Source organism: Neobacillus terrae, assembly GCF_011393025.1.
In the GTDB taxonomy this organism is placed as follows: Bacteria; Bacillota; Bacilli; order Bacillales; family Cytobacillaceae; genus Neobacillus_A; species Neobacillus_A terrae.
Map to the genome: position 1 here is coordinate 142,038 of NZ_JAAOEO010000008.1, position 16,788 is coordinate 158,825.

The following is a 16,788-nucleotide window of genomic DNA, read 5'->3' on the forward strand; positions in this document are numbered from 1 at the left end:
TATGCAACCCATTCGAATTCATAAGGGCCTCGTCTATCCATTGAACCGGGCCAATATAGATACTGACCAAATTATACCCAAGCAATTTTTAAAAAGAATTGAACGCCAGGGCTTCGGGCAATTTCTCTTTTACCATTGGCGCTTTAAGGATGATGGAAGCCTTCGCGAAGATTTCAATTTGAACGACCCGAAATTTAAGGGTGCCTCCATCCTTGTAGCAGGAGAAAACTTCGGCTGCGGCTCATCCCGTGAACATGCTCCATGGGCCTTGCAGGATTATGGCTTTAACATTGTTATTGCCCCAAGCTTCGCGGATATTTTTAAAAACAACTGTGTTAAAAATGGAATACTATCTGTCCAGCTTACAGATGAGCAGGTACAAGAAATCGTTAATCGTGCCGAACAGGATTCATACCAGCTTACTGTTAATCTTGAAGAACAGCGGATTTATGATAATCAGGGGTTTGAGGCATCGTTTGATATTTCCCCTTATTCAAAGGAAATGCTCTTGAATGGCTGGGATGATATTGCCATCACCTTAAACATTGAAGATAAAATCAGGGAATTTGAAACTGCACAACACTAGGAGTGTGAACCCATTGGGAATTGCTTAACAGAAGAAAAGGTAAAGGAAGCGATGGAACATCTTTCGTCGGTTGTACATCAAACTCCCCTTTCTGTATCAACCTCTGTCAATAAGATGGCAGGGATGAACATATACTTTAAAATGGAAAATCAGCAAAAAACGGGTGCCTTTAAGGTAAGAGGCGCAAGCTTTAAAATTGCCAACCTTTCTAACGAACAAGTTAAAAATGGTGTTATTACTGCATCTGCAGGCAATCATGCTCAAGGGGTGGCTCTTGCTGCAGCAAAACGGGGCATCTCAGCAAAAATTTATGTTCCTGAAAAGACACCGGATGCTAAAATTCAGGCAACCAGAAGCTACGGGGCAACCATTGTCCTAAAGGGTGCCTCCTTTGATGAAGCCTGTGAGGCAGCTCTTGCGGAACAGCAGGAGTCAAAAAGCACCTTTGTTCATCCCTTTGATGATTATGATGTGATGGCCGGTCAGGGAACCATTGCTATTGAAATGCTTAATCAACAGCCTTTACTAGATACGATCCTCGTACCAGTTGGAGGAGGCGGATTAATTTCAGGCATTGCGGTAGCGGCAAAAATGGTAAATCCTAAAATTAAGATAATTGGTGTTCAGGCTAAAGGGGCAAACGCATTATACAATCACTTCCATGGATACAAATCAGATTCTGTGAAGGGTGTCTCCACCATAGCGGATGGAATTGCTGTAAAGCAGCCAGGCAAACTGACCTTTCCTATTATTAAAGATTTTGTAGATGATATTTTTACCGTCTCGGATACCGATATTGCAGCAGCTATGATCTTTATGCTTGAACGAAAAAAAACCTTGATTGAAGGAGCCGGAGCTGCTGCATTTGCAGCGGTTCTCGCCCATGCCCGTCATCTTCGCTCAGCCCACTGCGGAGTAATTGTCAGCGGGGGAAATATCGATCTTTCCAGAATGCCTCAGATTCAGAGCCTTGCCGGGCAGAATTTGCTATCATGCCTGGCATAAAAAGTTTTGTATTTTAAGCTTTTGACGGATTCCCTAGTTTTTCTTATGCGGATATAAATTCTGATCAGCTAAAAAATAGAGCCCGGGGAGAATCCCGGGCTCTTGTAGTATTGTTAGAGGGTCTTTCTACAAAAAAAGAGTACCTGTTCTACAAAATTGAGTTTACTTTCTGCAAAAGTTAAGTTCTTTTCTACAAAATCGCGGTCACTATCTACAAAAATTTAGTTCCTTTCTACAAATCCGACCTCTGTTTCATTCAAAGAGGAATTGGTACATTCTTTTAAGAAAAGATAAAAAAAGGGTGAAATCATGATGATTTCACCCTTCGCCTTTATTTTCTTTTACCGCGATTCTCGCTTATACTGTTTCTCGTTTTTTTTGCAGCTGGCCTGCCTGGCTTACCCGGTCTTGTTCCGAACTTTTTATCCGGCTCAGGCTTTCTTCCTCGTTTTACATCTCTATCTTCCAAACGTTCACGCCCTGTACCAATACCTTCTGAATCCCGTTTCCCTGGGCGCTGGTTTCTTCCTTCATTGCTTCTTGAAAATGGACGTTCCGTTTTAAACCGTGAAGGTTTGTTTTCTTCATCTTTCCGCACTCGGTCATCAGTTCTCCGGGCTGGCTTAGACCCTCTTTCATCCATTCTTTCACGCCCTGATCCAAAACCTGATGACGTGGAAGCCCCTCTTCCAGAGGGCCTGTTTCTGCCCTCATTGCTTCTAAAGGAGTCCCTCTCTTTAGAAAAAGGGCGTTCCTTAGATGTTCTGCTTTCTTCATTTCTCCTGCTGTTTCCAGTTCCCCGATTTGGAGCCGCCCCTCTTCCACCTTCACGCTGTGGTTTATGGCTTCTGTCCCCACGGCTCTTTCCAGATGGTCTTGGCCTGCTCTCTTTCCTCCCACGATCCACTCTTTCATCACCGTTTTTATCTTCCGGGGAGACGGATTGTTCACTATTTTCTTTTTTAATGGTGATATTTAAATCTTTTTCAATGGAATAAAGAGCCTCTTTATCCTTCGCACTGTATAGAGTAATGGCAAGCCCTTTTTGTCCTGCGCGCCCTGTTCTGCCGATCCGGTGAATATAGCTTTCCGTATCCTGAGGGATATCGTAATTGAATACGTGGGTCACTCCTTCGACATCCAGTCCTCTTGCTGCCACATCTGTAGCGATCAAAAGCTGGATTTCTGCCTTCCGGAATCTTTCCATAACTTGTTCCCTTTTTGCCTGGGACAGGTCTCCATGTAATTCATCACATTGATAACCGTTTGCTCTCAGTACCTCATAAAGCTTGCTTACTCGCCGCTTCGTTCTGCAAAAAATAACGGCTAAAAATGGGCGATGTGTTTCAATTAATTTCATCAGTACAGCCTGCTTTGCACGGTCTGTAGAATGTATTGCAAGCTGGTTTACGCTTAAGGCCGGTGCTTGTTTTTTTTGGATCTGAATGTTTTCCGGGCTGCGCATATGCCGTCCAGCCAAATTTTTAATTTCATCTGGCATGGTAGCAGAGAAAAGCATGGACTGCCGGCTTCGCGGCGTCTCCTTAATAATTTCCTCCACTTCATTTAGAAAGCCAATATGCAGCATTTGATCTGCTTCATCCAATACCAAAAACGATACTCTTGATAATTGAACTGTTCCCCGGCGAATATGGTCAAGCATCCGTCCCGGAGTTCCAACTACAATTTGCGGACCTTTTTTAAGCTTTTTCAATTGCTTCTCTACATCCTGGCCTCCATAAACCGCCAAAACGCGAATATCTTCTCTCTCTTCAATAAATTTATTGATTTCACTTGTTATTTGAAGCGCCAATTCCCTTGTAGGCGTGACGATTAATGCCTGAACATGATGCGCTTCCGGGATGAGCTTTTCCAAGATTGGCAGAACAAAAGCAAAAGTCTTTCCGGTTCCTGTCTGAGCCTGGGCGATAACATCCTTTCCTTCCATAATAGGAGGGATAGCCCTTTCCTGAATAGGCGTCGGTACTGCTATCCCGTTTGCTTTTAATAGATTCGCATAAGCCTGCGATATTCCCAATGATAAAAAATCAGTCAATAAAACCCCTGCTTTCTTTTAATGCCTCTATTCCACTTCCCCTATTATTGCCGTTGATGTAAGGAAAATGCAAATAGACAATTATTTCAACTACTTTTTCAAAAAAATCAATTGTTTGAAAAGTGTTCAAATCTTTTTTACAGAAACGTGAATAGTTAGAAAACGGCGATTTTTTTTAGCAGCTATTTGATATATTAACAGTGTAAACACCATATCAAACTTATTAACAAAAAAAGGGGAGATTTATCATGGTTAAGTGGTTAAGGGAAAATGTTGTTGCTTCTGGTATTTTAGCAGTTTTACGTATATATTTAGGCTACTCTTGGCTGACTGCAGGTTTGCATAAACTGACTGGCGGGTTTGATGCTTCTGGTTACTTGAAAGGAGCCATTGCCAATCCAGCCAAAGGTCCCGACGGCGCGCTCGTATATGGCTGGTATGTATCTTTCTTAAAAGGCTTTGCACTTCCAAACGTTGATATTTTCAATACAATCGTTCCTCTCGGTGAATTCCTGGTAGGTCTTGGCTTAATTCTTGGATGCATGACTACTGCCGCAATGTTCTTCGGACTTCTAATGAATTTTTCTTTCTTCCTTGCTGGAACAGTATCTCATATACCAACTGACCTTTTCATTGGAGCCATCATCCTGTTCGCTGGCTTAAACGCAGGAAAATTCGGCTTAGATCGCTGGATTGTTCCCTTCATCCGCAAAACTGTTTTCAAACGAAATAATGCCATCGAACAAAATGTTTAAAGAACAAAAGGCGCAAGCGCCCTGTTCAGATGATGAAAGGCTAAATACGCCACGTCCACCTCCTGTGGCAACGCCTTTCTGACCCACGTCCTGTGGGCCTCCAACAGGCATAAGACGAATCACGCAGTCATCCTCGGAAAAGCGAAAGCTTTTCCTTCGTGCGATGCGGATGCTTCCGAAGCGTTCCTTGTCCTGATTTCTGAAGTGATTTGGCTTATGACCCCGAGCGTTCGAATCATCACCTATCGGTCATAATCCTCACAAGATATTCAAAGAAGCTTATTCTCGAGGAAAACTGGCTGGGCGCTGGAGCTAGATTACATTAACCTATTGGAGTTATCCACTAGATAAAAATCATAATTTTTAAACGATAAAAAAACGCCTCGGTCCGGATTGCCGATGCCTGAGGCGTTTTTTCTATTTAATAGAAGTTATCTTCTTCTGCTTTATTGAAATTTGGACGGTTAACAAACCAGGTTTGAATATGTGTAGCTATTGTGAAAACGAGGAAAAAATTCATTGCCCATATACTGATAAACGGAGACATTCCATCGAACTCGATTGTTTGTAATCCTTTAAGCCACATAACAATTAGAGATTCGATAAAAATCAAGATAAACCCTAGTACTCCTGCGATTGCCGCTCTAATCATTTCTATCCTCCTAAACTCACCAAAATATACCAAAAACCGTGCAGTGTCACTATTTATTTTCGACAAATTTGTGAACTTTTATAAATCAATTATAGTTCATTTCTTCTCTTTTAAAAAGAGTAATTCGGGTTGAAATACTAATTAAAATTGATGGCTCAGATATGGGAGCCGCCAGGCATTTGTTATCGTTTTTCCTCTATAAACCTGAAGCGGACACGTATGCCACTCTCGAATAGAAAAGGGTTCCAAGGCTTGGTGACCCTTATGATTTATCTAATATTCTATTTGGATACTTCCCTTGAAATCCTATCAATCTCGTCCATTTGAGATTGTGTGAGTTTAAAAGTTAGTGCACCAATATTTTCTTCAGCATGATGCTTCTTAGATGCACCGGGGATGGCAACAACGGTTTCACCATGAAAATGAATCAGCCAGTTTAAAGCAATTTGGCTTGCCGAAGCGTTGTACTCCTTTGCCAATCGTTCAAGCACATCAATTAAAGGCTGTGTTTTGACAAGACCGGATGGCTTAAAATGAGATATATACTTTCGGGGACCCGATACATTTTTCAAAAGCTCTGGATTTTTGTGGTACTTTCCGGAAAGGATACCTTGTTCAAGTGGTGAATAAGCAATAATGGTTATTCCCAGTTCTTTTGCGGCTGACAAAACCCCGTTATGCTCAATTCTTCTATCAAGAAGACTGTATTTTACCTGATTAGATACCAGTGGAAAACCATGGTCCTTCAATACAGCATGTGCCTGTCTCATTTTGGTTTCGTTAAAATTACTAACTCCAGCTGAACGAATTTTCTGATTTCTTAATAAAGCCGCCATAGCTTCCATTTCTGCTTTTATACTCGAAAAGGAAAACGGCTGGTGGATTTGGTATAGGTCAATTGTTCTTCCCTTTAATACCTCGATCCTCTGGTCAATCGTTGCGGTAATGGAACCCGCTGTACGGAAGGCAGGCCACCATTTGGTCGCTATTAAAGCCTCCGCGGCTTTGTCTCCAAGTGCATTCAAGGCATCTGCCAGAGCTTCTTCTGATTTTCCTTTTCCATAGACTTCCGCTGTATCATACCAATTAATCCCGCCTTCAAGGCTCATTCTTACGATGTCTCTGACATCCTCTTTCTCAATCACCGGCCAGTAGCGGCCAACAAGGCCATTACCCTTACTAAACTGCCATGTTCCAAGTCCGAGTGCTGAAATATTAATATCTGACTGTCCCAGTCTTCGAAGCTCTGCCATTTAAAAACCCCCTTAATAAATGTTATTTCCGATTTTTTTGTTTCTTTTTATTTTCAGACTGCTGATTCTCTATCTTCTGGCTGCGTTCTTCAGCAAGTCCGTCTACTAGTCTTTCAGCTGCCCGGCGGTAAAGATTGCTCATATCCGTTAATGAAGTAATTAATAAGGCTCTTTCAAGATCACTAGAGGGTTCCGGCCATCCTAAAGCTTCTTCCTCCGCTTCCTTTCCCCTGATAAAAACATCTTCCCGGAAACGCTCGGCATTTTTGGCGGAAAGATGGAGAAAACTTTCGTAAAAAAAGTCGACACCTTCCTCTGCCGCCTTTTCATTCAGCCCTTCAAGCGCAGATTTAATATCATTAATCGAAAGAGCGCCCTTCATTTGATAGATAAGACTAATCAAGATTAGATGTTCTTTCGAATATTTCTTATTTTTTATAGGAAAGAAAAGCTTACCTTTTGCGTAATTATTTATCATGGTTTTGGTTAAGACCTTTTCCTGGTCATTTCGTTTAGACCCGCCGAACCTTTTTTCAAAAAGCTGGATCACCTGGTCCATATATAAATCAATTTGGGGTATTTCGTCTATAGGAAGCTGATTGGCCTGTACAAGCTGTGAAATTGTTTCGTTTACTTTTTTCATTTGGATACCTCGCCATCCATGTTCTTCTACTTCCATCATACATGAAATTCTTTTTTTCTCAATATGGATTGACTATATATTATAATGGTCGTATCATTATATGTAGTATCAAAAACTACATAACGTAGTGGAGGGATAAAGTTTGAATACTTATATTCGCGAACCAATTAATGGATTTACCCATCTTGCAGGTGCTTTCTTATCTTTTGCTGCCCTTCTGGCAATGGTAATTAAAGCTTCAATTGAAAAATCCTCTCCGCTTGCCATTGCAGCCGTGATTATCTTCGGAATAAGCATGATACTTCTGTACTCTGCGTCTGCAACCTATCATATGGTTATGGCAAGGGATAAGGTTATTGCATTCCTACGGCGTCTTGACCACTCCATGATTTTTATTCTGATTGCGGGAACCTACGCCCCTTTTTGCATTATTAGTTTAAATGGGCTTATTGGCTGGGTTTTATTTTCTACTATCTCGATTGCGGCTATTTCTGGCGTACTCTTCAAAATGATTTGGTTTAACTGTCCCCGCTGGATTTCAACCATCATTTATGTTGCCATGGGATGGATGATTGTGTTTGTTTCTTCTCCACTCTCGCATGTTATAAATGCAACAGGATTGTTCCTTCTGCTGCTGGGCGGAATTTTTTATACCATTGGCGCTGTCATTTACGGAAGCAAGCCAAACTTTTTAAAATTTAAGCTTATGGGCTTCCATGAAATATTCCACATTTTTATTCTGCTCGGCACCCTTGCCCATTTTCTAAGCGTTTATCTTTATGTGTTATAAGAAAATGGCCATCCCATAGGGACGGCCATTTTCCTTATAATTTATCTTTTTTAGTCTTCCTTTTGTAAACCTTCCAAAGAAGGAAGACCGGAGATATATCCTACTCCACCGGTTTTGTTGATTCCGATTTGCTTGTCAATCTCTTTAAGCAGTTCCTCTTTATCAACTGCAGTAATCGTTTTGCCCTCCACTTCATCTCCTGGATGCTGGAAGTTGCTCATTACATAAGAGAAACCATTGCGATTATCTGCGGCCATAAGTCCTGTGGATTCCGCTCCAGCTGGTGCAGACAGTACTCGGGAAAGTTCTTTTGTGTCAACATTATAGGCCCAGACAAAGTTGTTTGTATGCTGGCTGCTGTCCTCACCGATAAACAGGGTTCTCATATCTTCGGAAAAACTTAAATTATCCGGGCTTGCAATTTTATCAACAGCTGCCGTGTTACCATAAGCGTCAGCCGCTGGAAGATCCTCCCCGATAACAATTGCATTCATAGATGATGCTGCATATCCGCTTTTAATTGGATGTCCCTGCTGATCCTTCATACCTCCAGATAGATTTAATTGGAATACAGCCCCAGATTTCCGTTTAGGAAGACGAATGTCATCTGAGGGTTCAGTTCCTGTTGTATCCTTTTCCATTGATTTGCTTAAGTCGGAAATGGCAACATAGGCCTTTTTGTCTTTATTGTTGGCAGTAATGCCTTCCATTTTATTAAATTCAGAAGTGGCGCCGAGCATTGCTGCATAACGGCGTGATTCCATAAATGCAGCAGCTTTTTCCATGCCAGGCTTTACCTTTAGATATTCTGTTTTTCCATAAGAATATTGTTTGATTGCCTTAAAGCCTTCTGCCGGCTTTTCCGATGTTTCAAAAATATCACTGAACTTGGTACCTTTATCAATGATTTGCTTAATTTCAGAATCGGCTGCATGTCCCAGATTAATCCACTGAAGCTTTCCGGATCCGCCATTTTCAGTACTAGTTTGAATGAATTTGGCAGCATACAAAGTTCCAGCTGATAGATTGCGGGCTTTATCTGCAACATACATGAACATCATCGTGTTCTGTCCGTCATCTCCAAAGAATACAGTACGGTTATCAGCCATAACTTTGGAAAGTTCGTGGGATTTACGGCCCATGCTGTAGTGTTTAACCACTTTGGGTGAACCGTCAGCATTAACTTTTATTTCCGGAACATAACCATAAAAATAAGGATTTGCCTTTTTCTCGTCCCCGAAATATAACTTGGCAAAGCTCTTAGTCCAAGTAGCTGCCTGAGAATTTGGATTGGTTTCAAATTGGCGTGCATCCGGCTCATATTCTTCAGAACCTAAATGTGTGTTCCAGGGAGAAACAGAACCATTACAAGGAATCCAAAGACCATTAACTTCTGAAAAATCAATTTTCTTTACTTCCGCTGCTTTTAATTCACCTGTCTTTTGATCCTGGTCCAAACGTGTCAATGACATAGATGCCGGTACTAGTCCATACGCAGATTTTCCTGCAGCATCAATCGTGTCGTATTCATAATGGGTAACCATAAAGTTTTGCCCTTTAATTGGCTTTAGGAAGCTGTTGCTGTCAGGGGCATCTGAAACGAAGTATGTTTTTTCAGGAACACTTACATCCACGATCGGATTTCCATGTAAATCGATAGGAGTACCCGCTGCAATCTTTTCGCCCTTTACATCTGCGATTTTGTCTTCTGATTTAAATAAATATTTATATGTGAGAGGAAAATTTTTGACCGAGCCATCACTATACTTCACATCAACTGAGGCGTTCGTATATGTTTTTACCATTTCATCGATGGTTGCAGGAGCCTTCATGCTGTTAAATTTAACAGAATCAATTTTTAGATCATTGTCTTGTGCATGCACTGCAGGGATTGCTGCTGGAATCATTAGTCCAAGTGCTAAAGCTAGTGATGCAGTTGTTTTGCTGCTTACTTTTATAGCCATGATTGCCTCCACAATTTTAATTTTTTCTTACCTACTTCATTAAACAATAAAAATGTAAAGGGTATGTTTCCGGAATTGTTAGGTTTTGTAAATTTACTATTACATTAATGTAAATGCCAAAAGGCTGCCAAGGCAGCCTTCGGTCTATAGTACTCTCCACCAAAAAGATGAAGGATATTCAAAAGAGTCAAGTTCAACTGTTTCCCCAATCCTCGGAGTGGCCAAGACAACGCCACGTTCCTTTGCGGCTTTGGAGGCTCGTTCAACGGGGTCCGTCCAGCTGTGCAGAGCCAGGGTGAATGCACCCCAGTGAATAGGAATCATAACCTTTCCTTTTACATCGAGATGTGCTTGTACACTTTCCTCAGGCACCATATGGATGGCCGCCCAGCGTTTGTCGTATTGTCCGCATTCCATTAGCGTTACGTCAAACGGGCCATATTTTTCGCCTACTTCTTTAAAATGGGGCGCATATCCGCTGTCCCCGCTAAAAAAGATTTTGGAATTCTGCCCATTTATTACCCAGGAACACCAAAGAGAGCTATTCCGGTCAAGAAGACTTCTTCCGGAGAAATGCCTTGCCGGTGTACAAACAAACTTTAGGTTATCAACCTTGACTTCATCCCACCAGTCATGCTCTGAAATCTTTTCTTTTGTTACTCCCCATTTTTCCAAATTGGTCCCGACTCCAAGAGGTGTAATAAATTGGTCAACTTTGTTTTTAATTTTTAAAATGGTTCCGTAATCAAGATGATCATAGTGATTATGAGAAAGAAGGACGATATCGATTTTCGGCAGGTCTTTGATTTCAATTGGAAGTCTGCTGCTGTACCGCCTACCCCCAATCATAGGAAAAGGAGAAGGAACATTGCCAAACATAGGGTCAATCAGAATAACCTTTCCGTCCAGTTCCATCAAAAATGCTGAGTGCCCAAACCAAGTAATTCTAGTGCCGCCTTCTCCATTCCCCAATACGTAAGTTTCCACCGGAATAGGAGCATCAGGTTCTCTATGTCCGCCTTTTTTCATAAAATCTCTTAAGGTACTAATATTTTCTTTTAAGCCCATATTCATAAAAGTGGGTATTTGATTAACGAACTTTCCGTCAGCGAAGTTTTTTGAACGATTAAGTTCGCCCCTTCTCTTTTTAGAGATTGTCCCTCCAAAAACCGGGGCTGCCTGCATAAAAATAATACTGAAAAGAATCAATGCCGCGAGGATTAAAATTACTATTAAAGCGATATACATACTCTCCACTTCCTTTTAAAAATAGCCAATCGATTCTGATTAACAGTATATACTGATTTACCTCATTCCAAAAACCTTTTAATTCTATAGTATAGTGAGTGTTTTTCCTTGCATATAATTAACATTCACTCATATATTTCTGGTAAACTATTAAACAAAATAAGCGTTTACAGGAGACAAGCATGCTGCCTAAATTCCACTTTAAAGGAAAAAGCCTATTCGCTGCTATTTCCTATTTCATTTTTACTCTATATATCTTTTATAGTATATTTCTATTATTTTTTAGCCCTTATCGCCAGTCTGCCCATTCACGATTTGAGGATAGCGGGGCTGCCTATAACCTTGTCCCTTTCTGGACGATACGAAATTATATTAAAGCATCCGACCACATTAACTTCAACGCCTGGTTCTCTAATTTGGCGGGCAATGTTCTGGTATTTATGCCTCTTGGTTTCTTTCTTCCCCTGCTTTTTCCAAAGTATTTCTCATTTTGGCGTACTCTTCTTTTGGTTATTAGCTCAACCATCCTTGTAGAACTTTTGCAATTTCAGCTAAAAGTTGGCAGTCTCGATGTTGATGATATTATCCTTAATACCATAGGCGGAATTATTGGATTTATCATCTTCAAAATTGCCTATCTATTATTCCGGTTTTTTTATAAATAGCGGGATTTCGCTCCCTTTCCGCGGACGAACCGGCAAGCCTCCTCACTCGTGCCTCGCTGTGAGGTCTTGCCAGCCCGTATTTCCGCTGGAGTGTAGCAGATTCCCATACTATATGAAACGTATAGGAGGACTATTGAAAAGTAATCCCAGGCTGCTCAACCGAAAGCAGCCTTTTGCTATTTCTATAGATTTGTTTTCCATTCCCAAATAGACGTCCTGATAATTAAAATATAAAATAATAGTATCTCAATTTTAAACTATTCGTTTCCTAATATAGACAAGGAGTTACTCAATGAAAATAATAGATAAAGTTTCACAGCTTAAAGCAGAAATTGGCAAGGTTATTATCGGAAAAGAAGATACCGTGGAAATGCTGATTATCGCCCTGCTGAATGATGGACATGTACTGCTCGAAAGTGTTCCGGGAACAGGAAAAACACAATTAGCAAAAAGCTTTGCTAAATCCATTACAGGTTCATTCAAACGGATACAATTCACACCCGATTTATTGCCGAGCGATGTAACCGGGATTCAATTTTTTCATCCTAAAGAGCAGGATTTCCAGCTTAGAATCGGCCCCGTAATGACCAATATACTCCTCGCCGATGAAATTAACCGGGCCACACCAAGAACTCAGGCCAGCCTTCTTGAGGTTATGGAGGAGCGGCAGGTAACAATTGATGGGGAAACCATCTCTCTCCCTAATCCTTTTATGGTCATTGCGACACAGAACCCTGTTGAGTCACAGCAGGGAACCTTTGCCCTTCCAGAAGCACAGATGGACCGTTTCTTTATGCAAATTCCATTAAGTTATCCAACTATGGACGAAGAAAAGCAGATTATGCGCGCTTATCGAAATGGCACTCCCTTCAGCAAACTGGAAGCAATTCTTTCCCTTGAAGAAATTGCAGGAATGAAACAAGAGGTCAAGCATGTTACACTCTCTGAAGATGTTGAGGACTATATTTTAAAAATTACAGAACTGACTCGAAATCACGATGAAATTGAGATGGGGGTCAGCCCGCGTGGAACTCTGGCGTTAATGAGAGGAGCTCAGGGGAAAGCGTATTTACAGGGCCGCAGCTTTGTCACTCCTAAGGATATTAAGGATGTTGCGGTATGCATGCTCGCCCACCGTCTTGTATTAACGCTTGATGCTTCCTTGAAAAAGACGAACAGCCAGGTAGTGGAATCAATTTTAACACAGGTAGAAGTTCCTGTAGAAACAGGCCGGGCCAGCAGATGATATGGAACAAGGAAATACAGGGAATCCAGGCACTTGAAGCTATTACAGCCATTTCTGCTTTAATCCTGTTCTTCAGCCTTTATCAGCCCTCTTTCTGGTTCATCTTTCTTGGGGCCCTTTTGCTCATCCTCAGCAGAATGAGCATCTATTATCTTAAACATGTCTCTGACCAACTCGTTTTTGATAATGAAAAGAAAACCCTACGAATTTCCATAGGCGAAGAAACCCTTTTTGCACTGAAGATTTCCCAGCTCAGCCGTCTGCCTGTCTTTCAAGCTTCCTTAAGGGTCAGGCTACAGGCTTGTGTAACTGGGGCGGGTTTTCCCTCAAAATTGAAGGGAGACGAAGTGGAATTTACGGTTCCCCTTCATTTAAAAGGTAAAGAAGCCATCCTTGTTTCGATACCAATTAAGGGGCTGACACGCGGGGCAACAAGAATTAAGTCACTGGAATTAACGGTAGAAAACTTTTTCGGGATCGGTTCCGTTGAACTCAATTACAAACCTTATATCCATAAGGAAGTGCTCATTTATCCTACTCCAATACCTGTTTCTATGAGGCGGCTGGCTTCCGCTAAATCTATTGGGGACTATACGATTCAAAACAGTATCCATGAAGAGATCCTGGCTCCCGTTGGTACAAGGGACTATGTTTACACCGACTCTTTCAAACAAATCCATTGGAAGGCCAGTGCTAAAGTTCAGGCCCTTCAAACAAAGGTATTTGAACACAAAGCCGATTATTCATGGACTTTTATAGTAAATCTTAGAGATCCAGATGTTAGGCATGGATTGGGGATTATTAAAAATATAGAATCAATTGCTGCAAATATAGCATTTTTAGCACAATATGCAGCAAAACAATCTATACCATATGAAGTGTTTCTGAACCTGAGAGTAGGGAGCCAGTCATCGGTATATCATTTGCCGAAGGGAGAAGGACCTCGCCAGCTGGCAAAGATGCTTGATCTTCTTGCCAGGATTGGGCGTATTGGAATTACCCTTCCTATTAGCAACTTTCTTCATAGTGTGGAAAAGCAGCAGCAAAATTCACCAGTCGTGATTATTGGCGGATCCTTTGAAAATTTGGATGAGCCTTGTTTTTCAAAGATGCAAAAAAATAGCCAGCAGATATTTCTTCTCCAGGACGGACTCGAGAACGCCTCGATTATCCCTCTGGGGCGCGCGCAATCAGCAGGAAGGTGGTAAAAGTGAAAAATTACGTACTTCCGGCTTATTATTTGTTTTTAGAAGGACTTTGTTTATACTTTCTATTGTTTGTGTTTTATATAGGGGAAGGCAAAGTCCCTTCCGTTCCTGCATTTATCGCTATTATAGCAGCAGGTATTTTATGCTTAGCCACCTCTCTGAAATTTAAACAGGCTGCCCCTGCGATTTCATTGGCTGGCGGCATCCTGGGCGGTGGTGCTGGTTTTCTTTTGGGATTTGGTATTATGTCTGCTTTCGTTTGTACCATTTTTCTTATTATCCGGCTGGATGCTTTTTCAAAGGACTCAACATTATGGTCCTCGGAACGGACCAAACTGCCTTTCATTATGTATTGCAGCAGTATCCCTCTTTTTATGATGTGCTGGATGCTAAAATACCCTTATATTAACTGGCTCTTTGCTATTATCATTCTATTTACAGCACTGTTTAGTGCAGGAAAGCTAATAAAGAGCACAGAAAAACAAAACGGAGTACATGATACGAAAAGCTTTGGTTTGTTTTTTGGACTGGCACTCCTGCTTGCCGCTGGCATCGCCGGGATTTTTATGCCTGCCATTAAATGGCTTTTCTTCAAAACAGTCGCGGGACTGGTTCTTATAGCGAGCGTACTTGCTGCTCCTTTATTTAAGCTGGCAAGAATTATACAATCTCACTCTTTCCAAAATGCAATACCGAATAGTGTTATTGGAAAAAGTAATGCCCCCAAAAAAGAAATCGATACTCTCTATCTTCATATTTCCTCTTGGGTCTGGATTATAGTGGGAATCCTTGCAATCCTTGCTGTATGGCTCCTCGTAAAGAAATTTCGAACAGACAATATAGATACGGTCGAAGCATCCGGGATTCTGAATGTGGAATTCCTTTCCCCTTCAGGTGGGACTAAGAGAAGCCGTCGTTTCTTTGGAACCAGTTCTCCTCAGGAATATCTAAGGAAGCTGGTTTATGATCTGCAAATTTTTGCCGACAAACACGGAAAAGGACGTAAAGAATACGAAACGCTTCGGGAATGGTTTGAGCGTACAGGTTTCCCTTCTCAGGAGGACTTCTTTAACGCGTATGACCATATTCGCTATGGAAAGGGCATACTCTTAAAAAAGGATGCAAGGCATTTCGAGGAATTAGTTGAAAAGGTCAAAAAGGATATTAAAGAGAAAATTAAATAGAAAAAGTCCTTTAGGCCGATGCCCTTGTTTTTCTTATGCATTTAGGATTATAAAATCTGATTTACTTAAATAAAGCCGTAAAATCATTTAAAGATTTTACGGCTCTTTTTATGATTTTGAGTCTTCTTTTGTAAGCCCTAATTTTAAGATAAGTGGCTTTACTGTCAATCCTTGTACAATTAGAGAAAATACGACTATGCTAAAGGTTAAGATCAGAATGATATTTCTGCCTTCAAACGATGCAGGCAAGCTCAGAACCAAAGCGATAGAAAGGCTCCCTTTTAAACCGCCCCAGTTAAGGATAGCTTTCCAGCTGCCAGGTATTTTTTTGCTAAATGCCGTGCTAATATAAACAGCAATGGTTCGGGCTATCAGGACAATAACAATTGCAACAGAAATAACATACCATTGATGCGCAAATTCGATATTTTTAATTTCCAGACCGATCATTAAGAAAATCAAACTATTGGCCAGCTCTGTAATGGTATCCATAAACGCATTAATATTGTGGCTTGTCGTCTGGCTCATACCAATCCTTTTTCCATAGCTGCCATAAATAAGTCCAGTAACAACAACTGCAATAACGCCAGATACTTGGAAGTGTTCCGAAATAAAGTAGCTGCCAAAAAACAGAAGCAGCGTAAAGGCAATCTCTAAGGGATAGTCATCAAACAGCCTGATAACTTGAGAAAAAATATAACCCATTATCCCTCCTACAATTAACCCTCCAATAGAAAATTGAAGGAATAGTAGGATTCCGCTTCCAATTCCGGCTATTCCTGATTCAATATAAGTTAATAGGTAAACCGTAGATATTTTAAAAAGCACGACGGCCACACCGTCATTGAAAAGGGATTCCGTTTCCATTACGGTTAAAAGCTTCTTCGAAACACCCATTGATTTAAAAATCGAAACGACGCTGATAGGGTCAGTAGCGCTCATAAGAGAAGCAAACGTAAATGCAGTAACCAGGGGCAGGTGAAGAAAATAATAACCCGCGAAGCCAATAATAAAAAACGTTAACAGAGTTCCCAGAAAAGCAAGAGACATGGAGGAACGGCGGTAATCAAAAAAGTGGTTAACATTCATCTTTAAGGATGCATCACCAAGCAATATCGGTAAAAAAAGCGAAACGATAATGGCATGAAAAACCTCTGACTTTGTTATAAAATTCTCCGACGCTTCAAAAAAAGGAATATCCGTAAGACCTAATACAAGCCCTACTAGAACAAGTGCAATAGAATATTGCTGCTTTATTAATTTTGCTCCGGCAATAACGAATATAGAAACTGCCAGCAAAATAAGAATTTCGATAAACACTCCCTGAAAATCCACAGCTTCACCTCTAATCAACTAGTATTAGTATCATATACCACCTACTTTTTTATTTACTCTTTAAAAAGGAAATCTTCCTGTATACATTTTTTTGAGATAATGAAAATAACATAATCGGCTAATGGTATTATTGATAAAGATTCAATTTTCTCAAAGCCTGAGATCATTTTTAATCAAACGTTTGATTAAAATTATTAT

General features: G+C 40.8%; 15 protein-coding genes. 8 read left to right on the forward strand and 7 right to left on the reverse strand.

The genetic code is table 11. The annotated features are described in order from the left end of the window. The first annotated feature begins 1 nt into the window (after position 1). Both leuD and ilvA read left to right on the forward strand, forming a co-directional pair. The gene (gene leuD / locus G8761_RS13535; RefSeq protein ID WP_166027512.1) at positions 2-586 is read left to right on the forward strand and encodes a 3-isopropylmalate dehydratase small subunit; all 585 of its coding nucleotides are present in this window, start codon (positions 2-4) and stop codon (positions 584-586) included. 51 nt (positions 587-637) lie between these two features. Then, complete coding sequence (gene ilvA, locus G8761_RS13540; RefSeq protein ID WP_166027514.1) at positions 638-1,591, forward strand: threonine ammonia-lyase; 954 nt, start codon at positions 638-640, stop codon at positions 1,589-1,591. 331 nt (positions 1,592-1,922) lie between these two features. On the opposite strand, the gene G8761_RS13545 is transcribed toward ilvA, so the two are convergent. Further along, entirely contained in the window at positions 1,923-3,647 is a 1,725-nt protein-coding gene (locus G8761_RS13545) for a DEAD/DEAH box helicase (protein WP_166027516.1), read from the reverse strand. A 245-nt stretch (positions 3,648-3,892) separates the two neighbouring features. Here G8761_RS13545 and G8761_RS13550 point away from each other — a divergent pair, with 245 nt between their 5' ends. Then, on the forward strand, positions 3,893-4,402 hold the full coding sequence (locus tag G8761_RS13550; protein ID WP_166027680.1) for a DoxX family membrane protein: 510 nt from the start codon (positions 3,893-3,895) through the stop codon (positions 4,400-4,402). A gap of 421 nt (positions 4,403-4,823) precedes the next feature. Here G8761_RS13550 and G8761_RS13555 read toward each other — a convergent pair whose 3' ends face one another. From G8761_RS13555 to G8761_RS13565, 3 genes are all read right to left on the reverse strand, one after another. Continuing rightward, positions 4,824-5,054 carry a hypothetical protein gene (locus tag G8761_RS13555; RefSeq protein WP_166027518.1) on the reverse strand — a complete coding sequence of 77 codons (231 nt, stop codon included), beginning with the start codon at positions 5,052-5,054 and terminating at the stop codon, positions 4,824-4,826. 281 nt (positions 5,055-5,335) lie between these two features. Next, positions 5,336-6,307, reverse strand: coding sequence for an aldo/keto reductase (locus tag G8761_RS13560; RefSeq protein ID WP_166027520.1), 972 nt, complete (start codon positions 6,305-6,307; stop codon positions 5,336-5,338). A gap of 22 nt (positions 6,308-6,329) precedes the next feature. After that, entirely contained in the window at positions 6,330-6,950 is a 621-nt protein-coding gene (locus tag G8761_RS13565) for a DUF1836 domain-containing protein (protein WP_166027522.1), read from the reverse strand. A 142-nt stretch (positions 6,951-7,092) separates the two neighbouring features. On the opposite strand from G8761_RS13565, the gene trhA reads away from it, so the two are divergent. Beyond that, positions 7,093-7,740, forward strand: a complete 648-nt coding sequence (trhA, locus tag G8761_RS13570) for a PAQR family membrane homeostasis protein TrhA (protein ID WP_166027524.1) — start codon at positions 7,093-7,095, stop codon at positions 7,738-7,740. A gap of 50 nt (positions 7,741-7,790) precedes the next feature. On the opposite strand, the gene G8761_RS13575 is transcribed toward trhA, so the two are convergent. Together G8761_RS13575 and G8761_RS13580 are read right to left on the reverse strand one after the other, a co-directional pair. Further along, complete coding sequence (locus tag G8761_RS13575; RefSeq protein ID WP_166027526.1) at positions 7,791-9,704, reverse strand: PhoX family protein; 1,914 nt, start codon at positions 9,702-9,704, stop codon at positions 7,791-7,793. A 144-nt stretch (positions 9,705-9,848) separates the two neighbouring features. Beyond that, a complete protein-coding gene (locus G8761_RS13580) occupies positions 9,849-10,778 on the reverse strand; it encodes an MBL fold metallo-hydrolase (protein WP_420800253.1) in 930 nt (309 codons plus the stop codon). A 356-nt stretch (positions 10,779-11,134) separates the two neighbouring features. Here G8761_RS13580 and G8761_RS13585 point away from each other — a divergent pair, with 356 nt between their 5' ends. From G8761_RS13585 to G8761_RS13600, 4 genes are all read left to right on the forward strand, one after another. After that, a complete protein-coding gene (locus G8761_RS13585; protein WP_166027530.1) occupies positions 11,135-11,617 on the forward strand; it encodes a VanZ family protein in 483 nt (160 codons plus the stop codon). 292 nt (positions 11,618-11,909) lie between these two features. Beyond that, positions 11,910-12,863, forward strand: a complete 954-nt coding sequence (locus tag G8761_RS13590; protein WP_166027532.1) for an AAA family ATPase — start codon at positions 11,910-11,912, stop codon at positions 12,861-12,863. Continuing rightward, complete coding sequence (locus G8761_RS13595; protein ID WP_166027534.1) at positions 12,860-14,071, forward strand: DUF58 domain-containing protein; 1,212 nt, start codon at positions 12,860-12,862, stop codon at positions 14,069-14,071. The genes G8761_RS13590 and G8761_RS13595 overlap by 4 nt, the downstream gene beginning before the upstream one ends. 2 nt (positions 14,072-14,073) lie before the next feature. Continuing rightward, positions 14,074-15,255: a hypothetical protein gene (locus G8761_RS13600; protein ID WP_166027536.1), complete on the forward strand. Its 1,182-nt coding sequence runs from the start codon at positions 14,074-14,076 to the stop codon at positions 15,253-15,255. Positions 15,256-15,363: 108 nt separating this feature from the next. On the opposite strand, the gene G8761_RS13605 is transcribed toward G8761_RS13600, so the two are convergent. Further along, entirely contained in the window at positions 15,364-16,590 is a 1,227-nt protein-coding gene (locus tag G8761_RS13605) for a cation:proton antiporter (protein ID WP_338000957.1), read from the reverse strand. Positions 16,591-16,788: the final 198 nt, after the last annotated feature.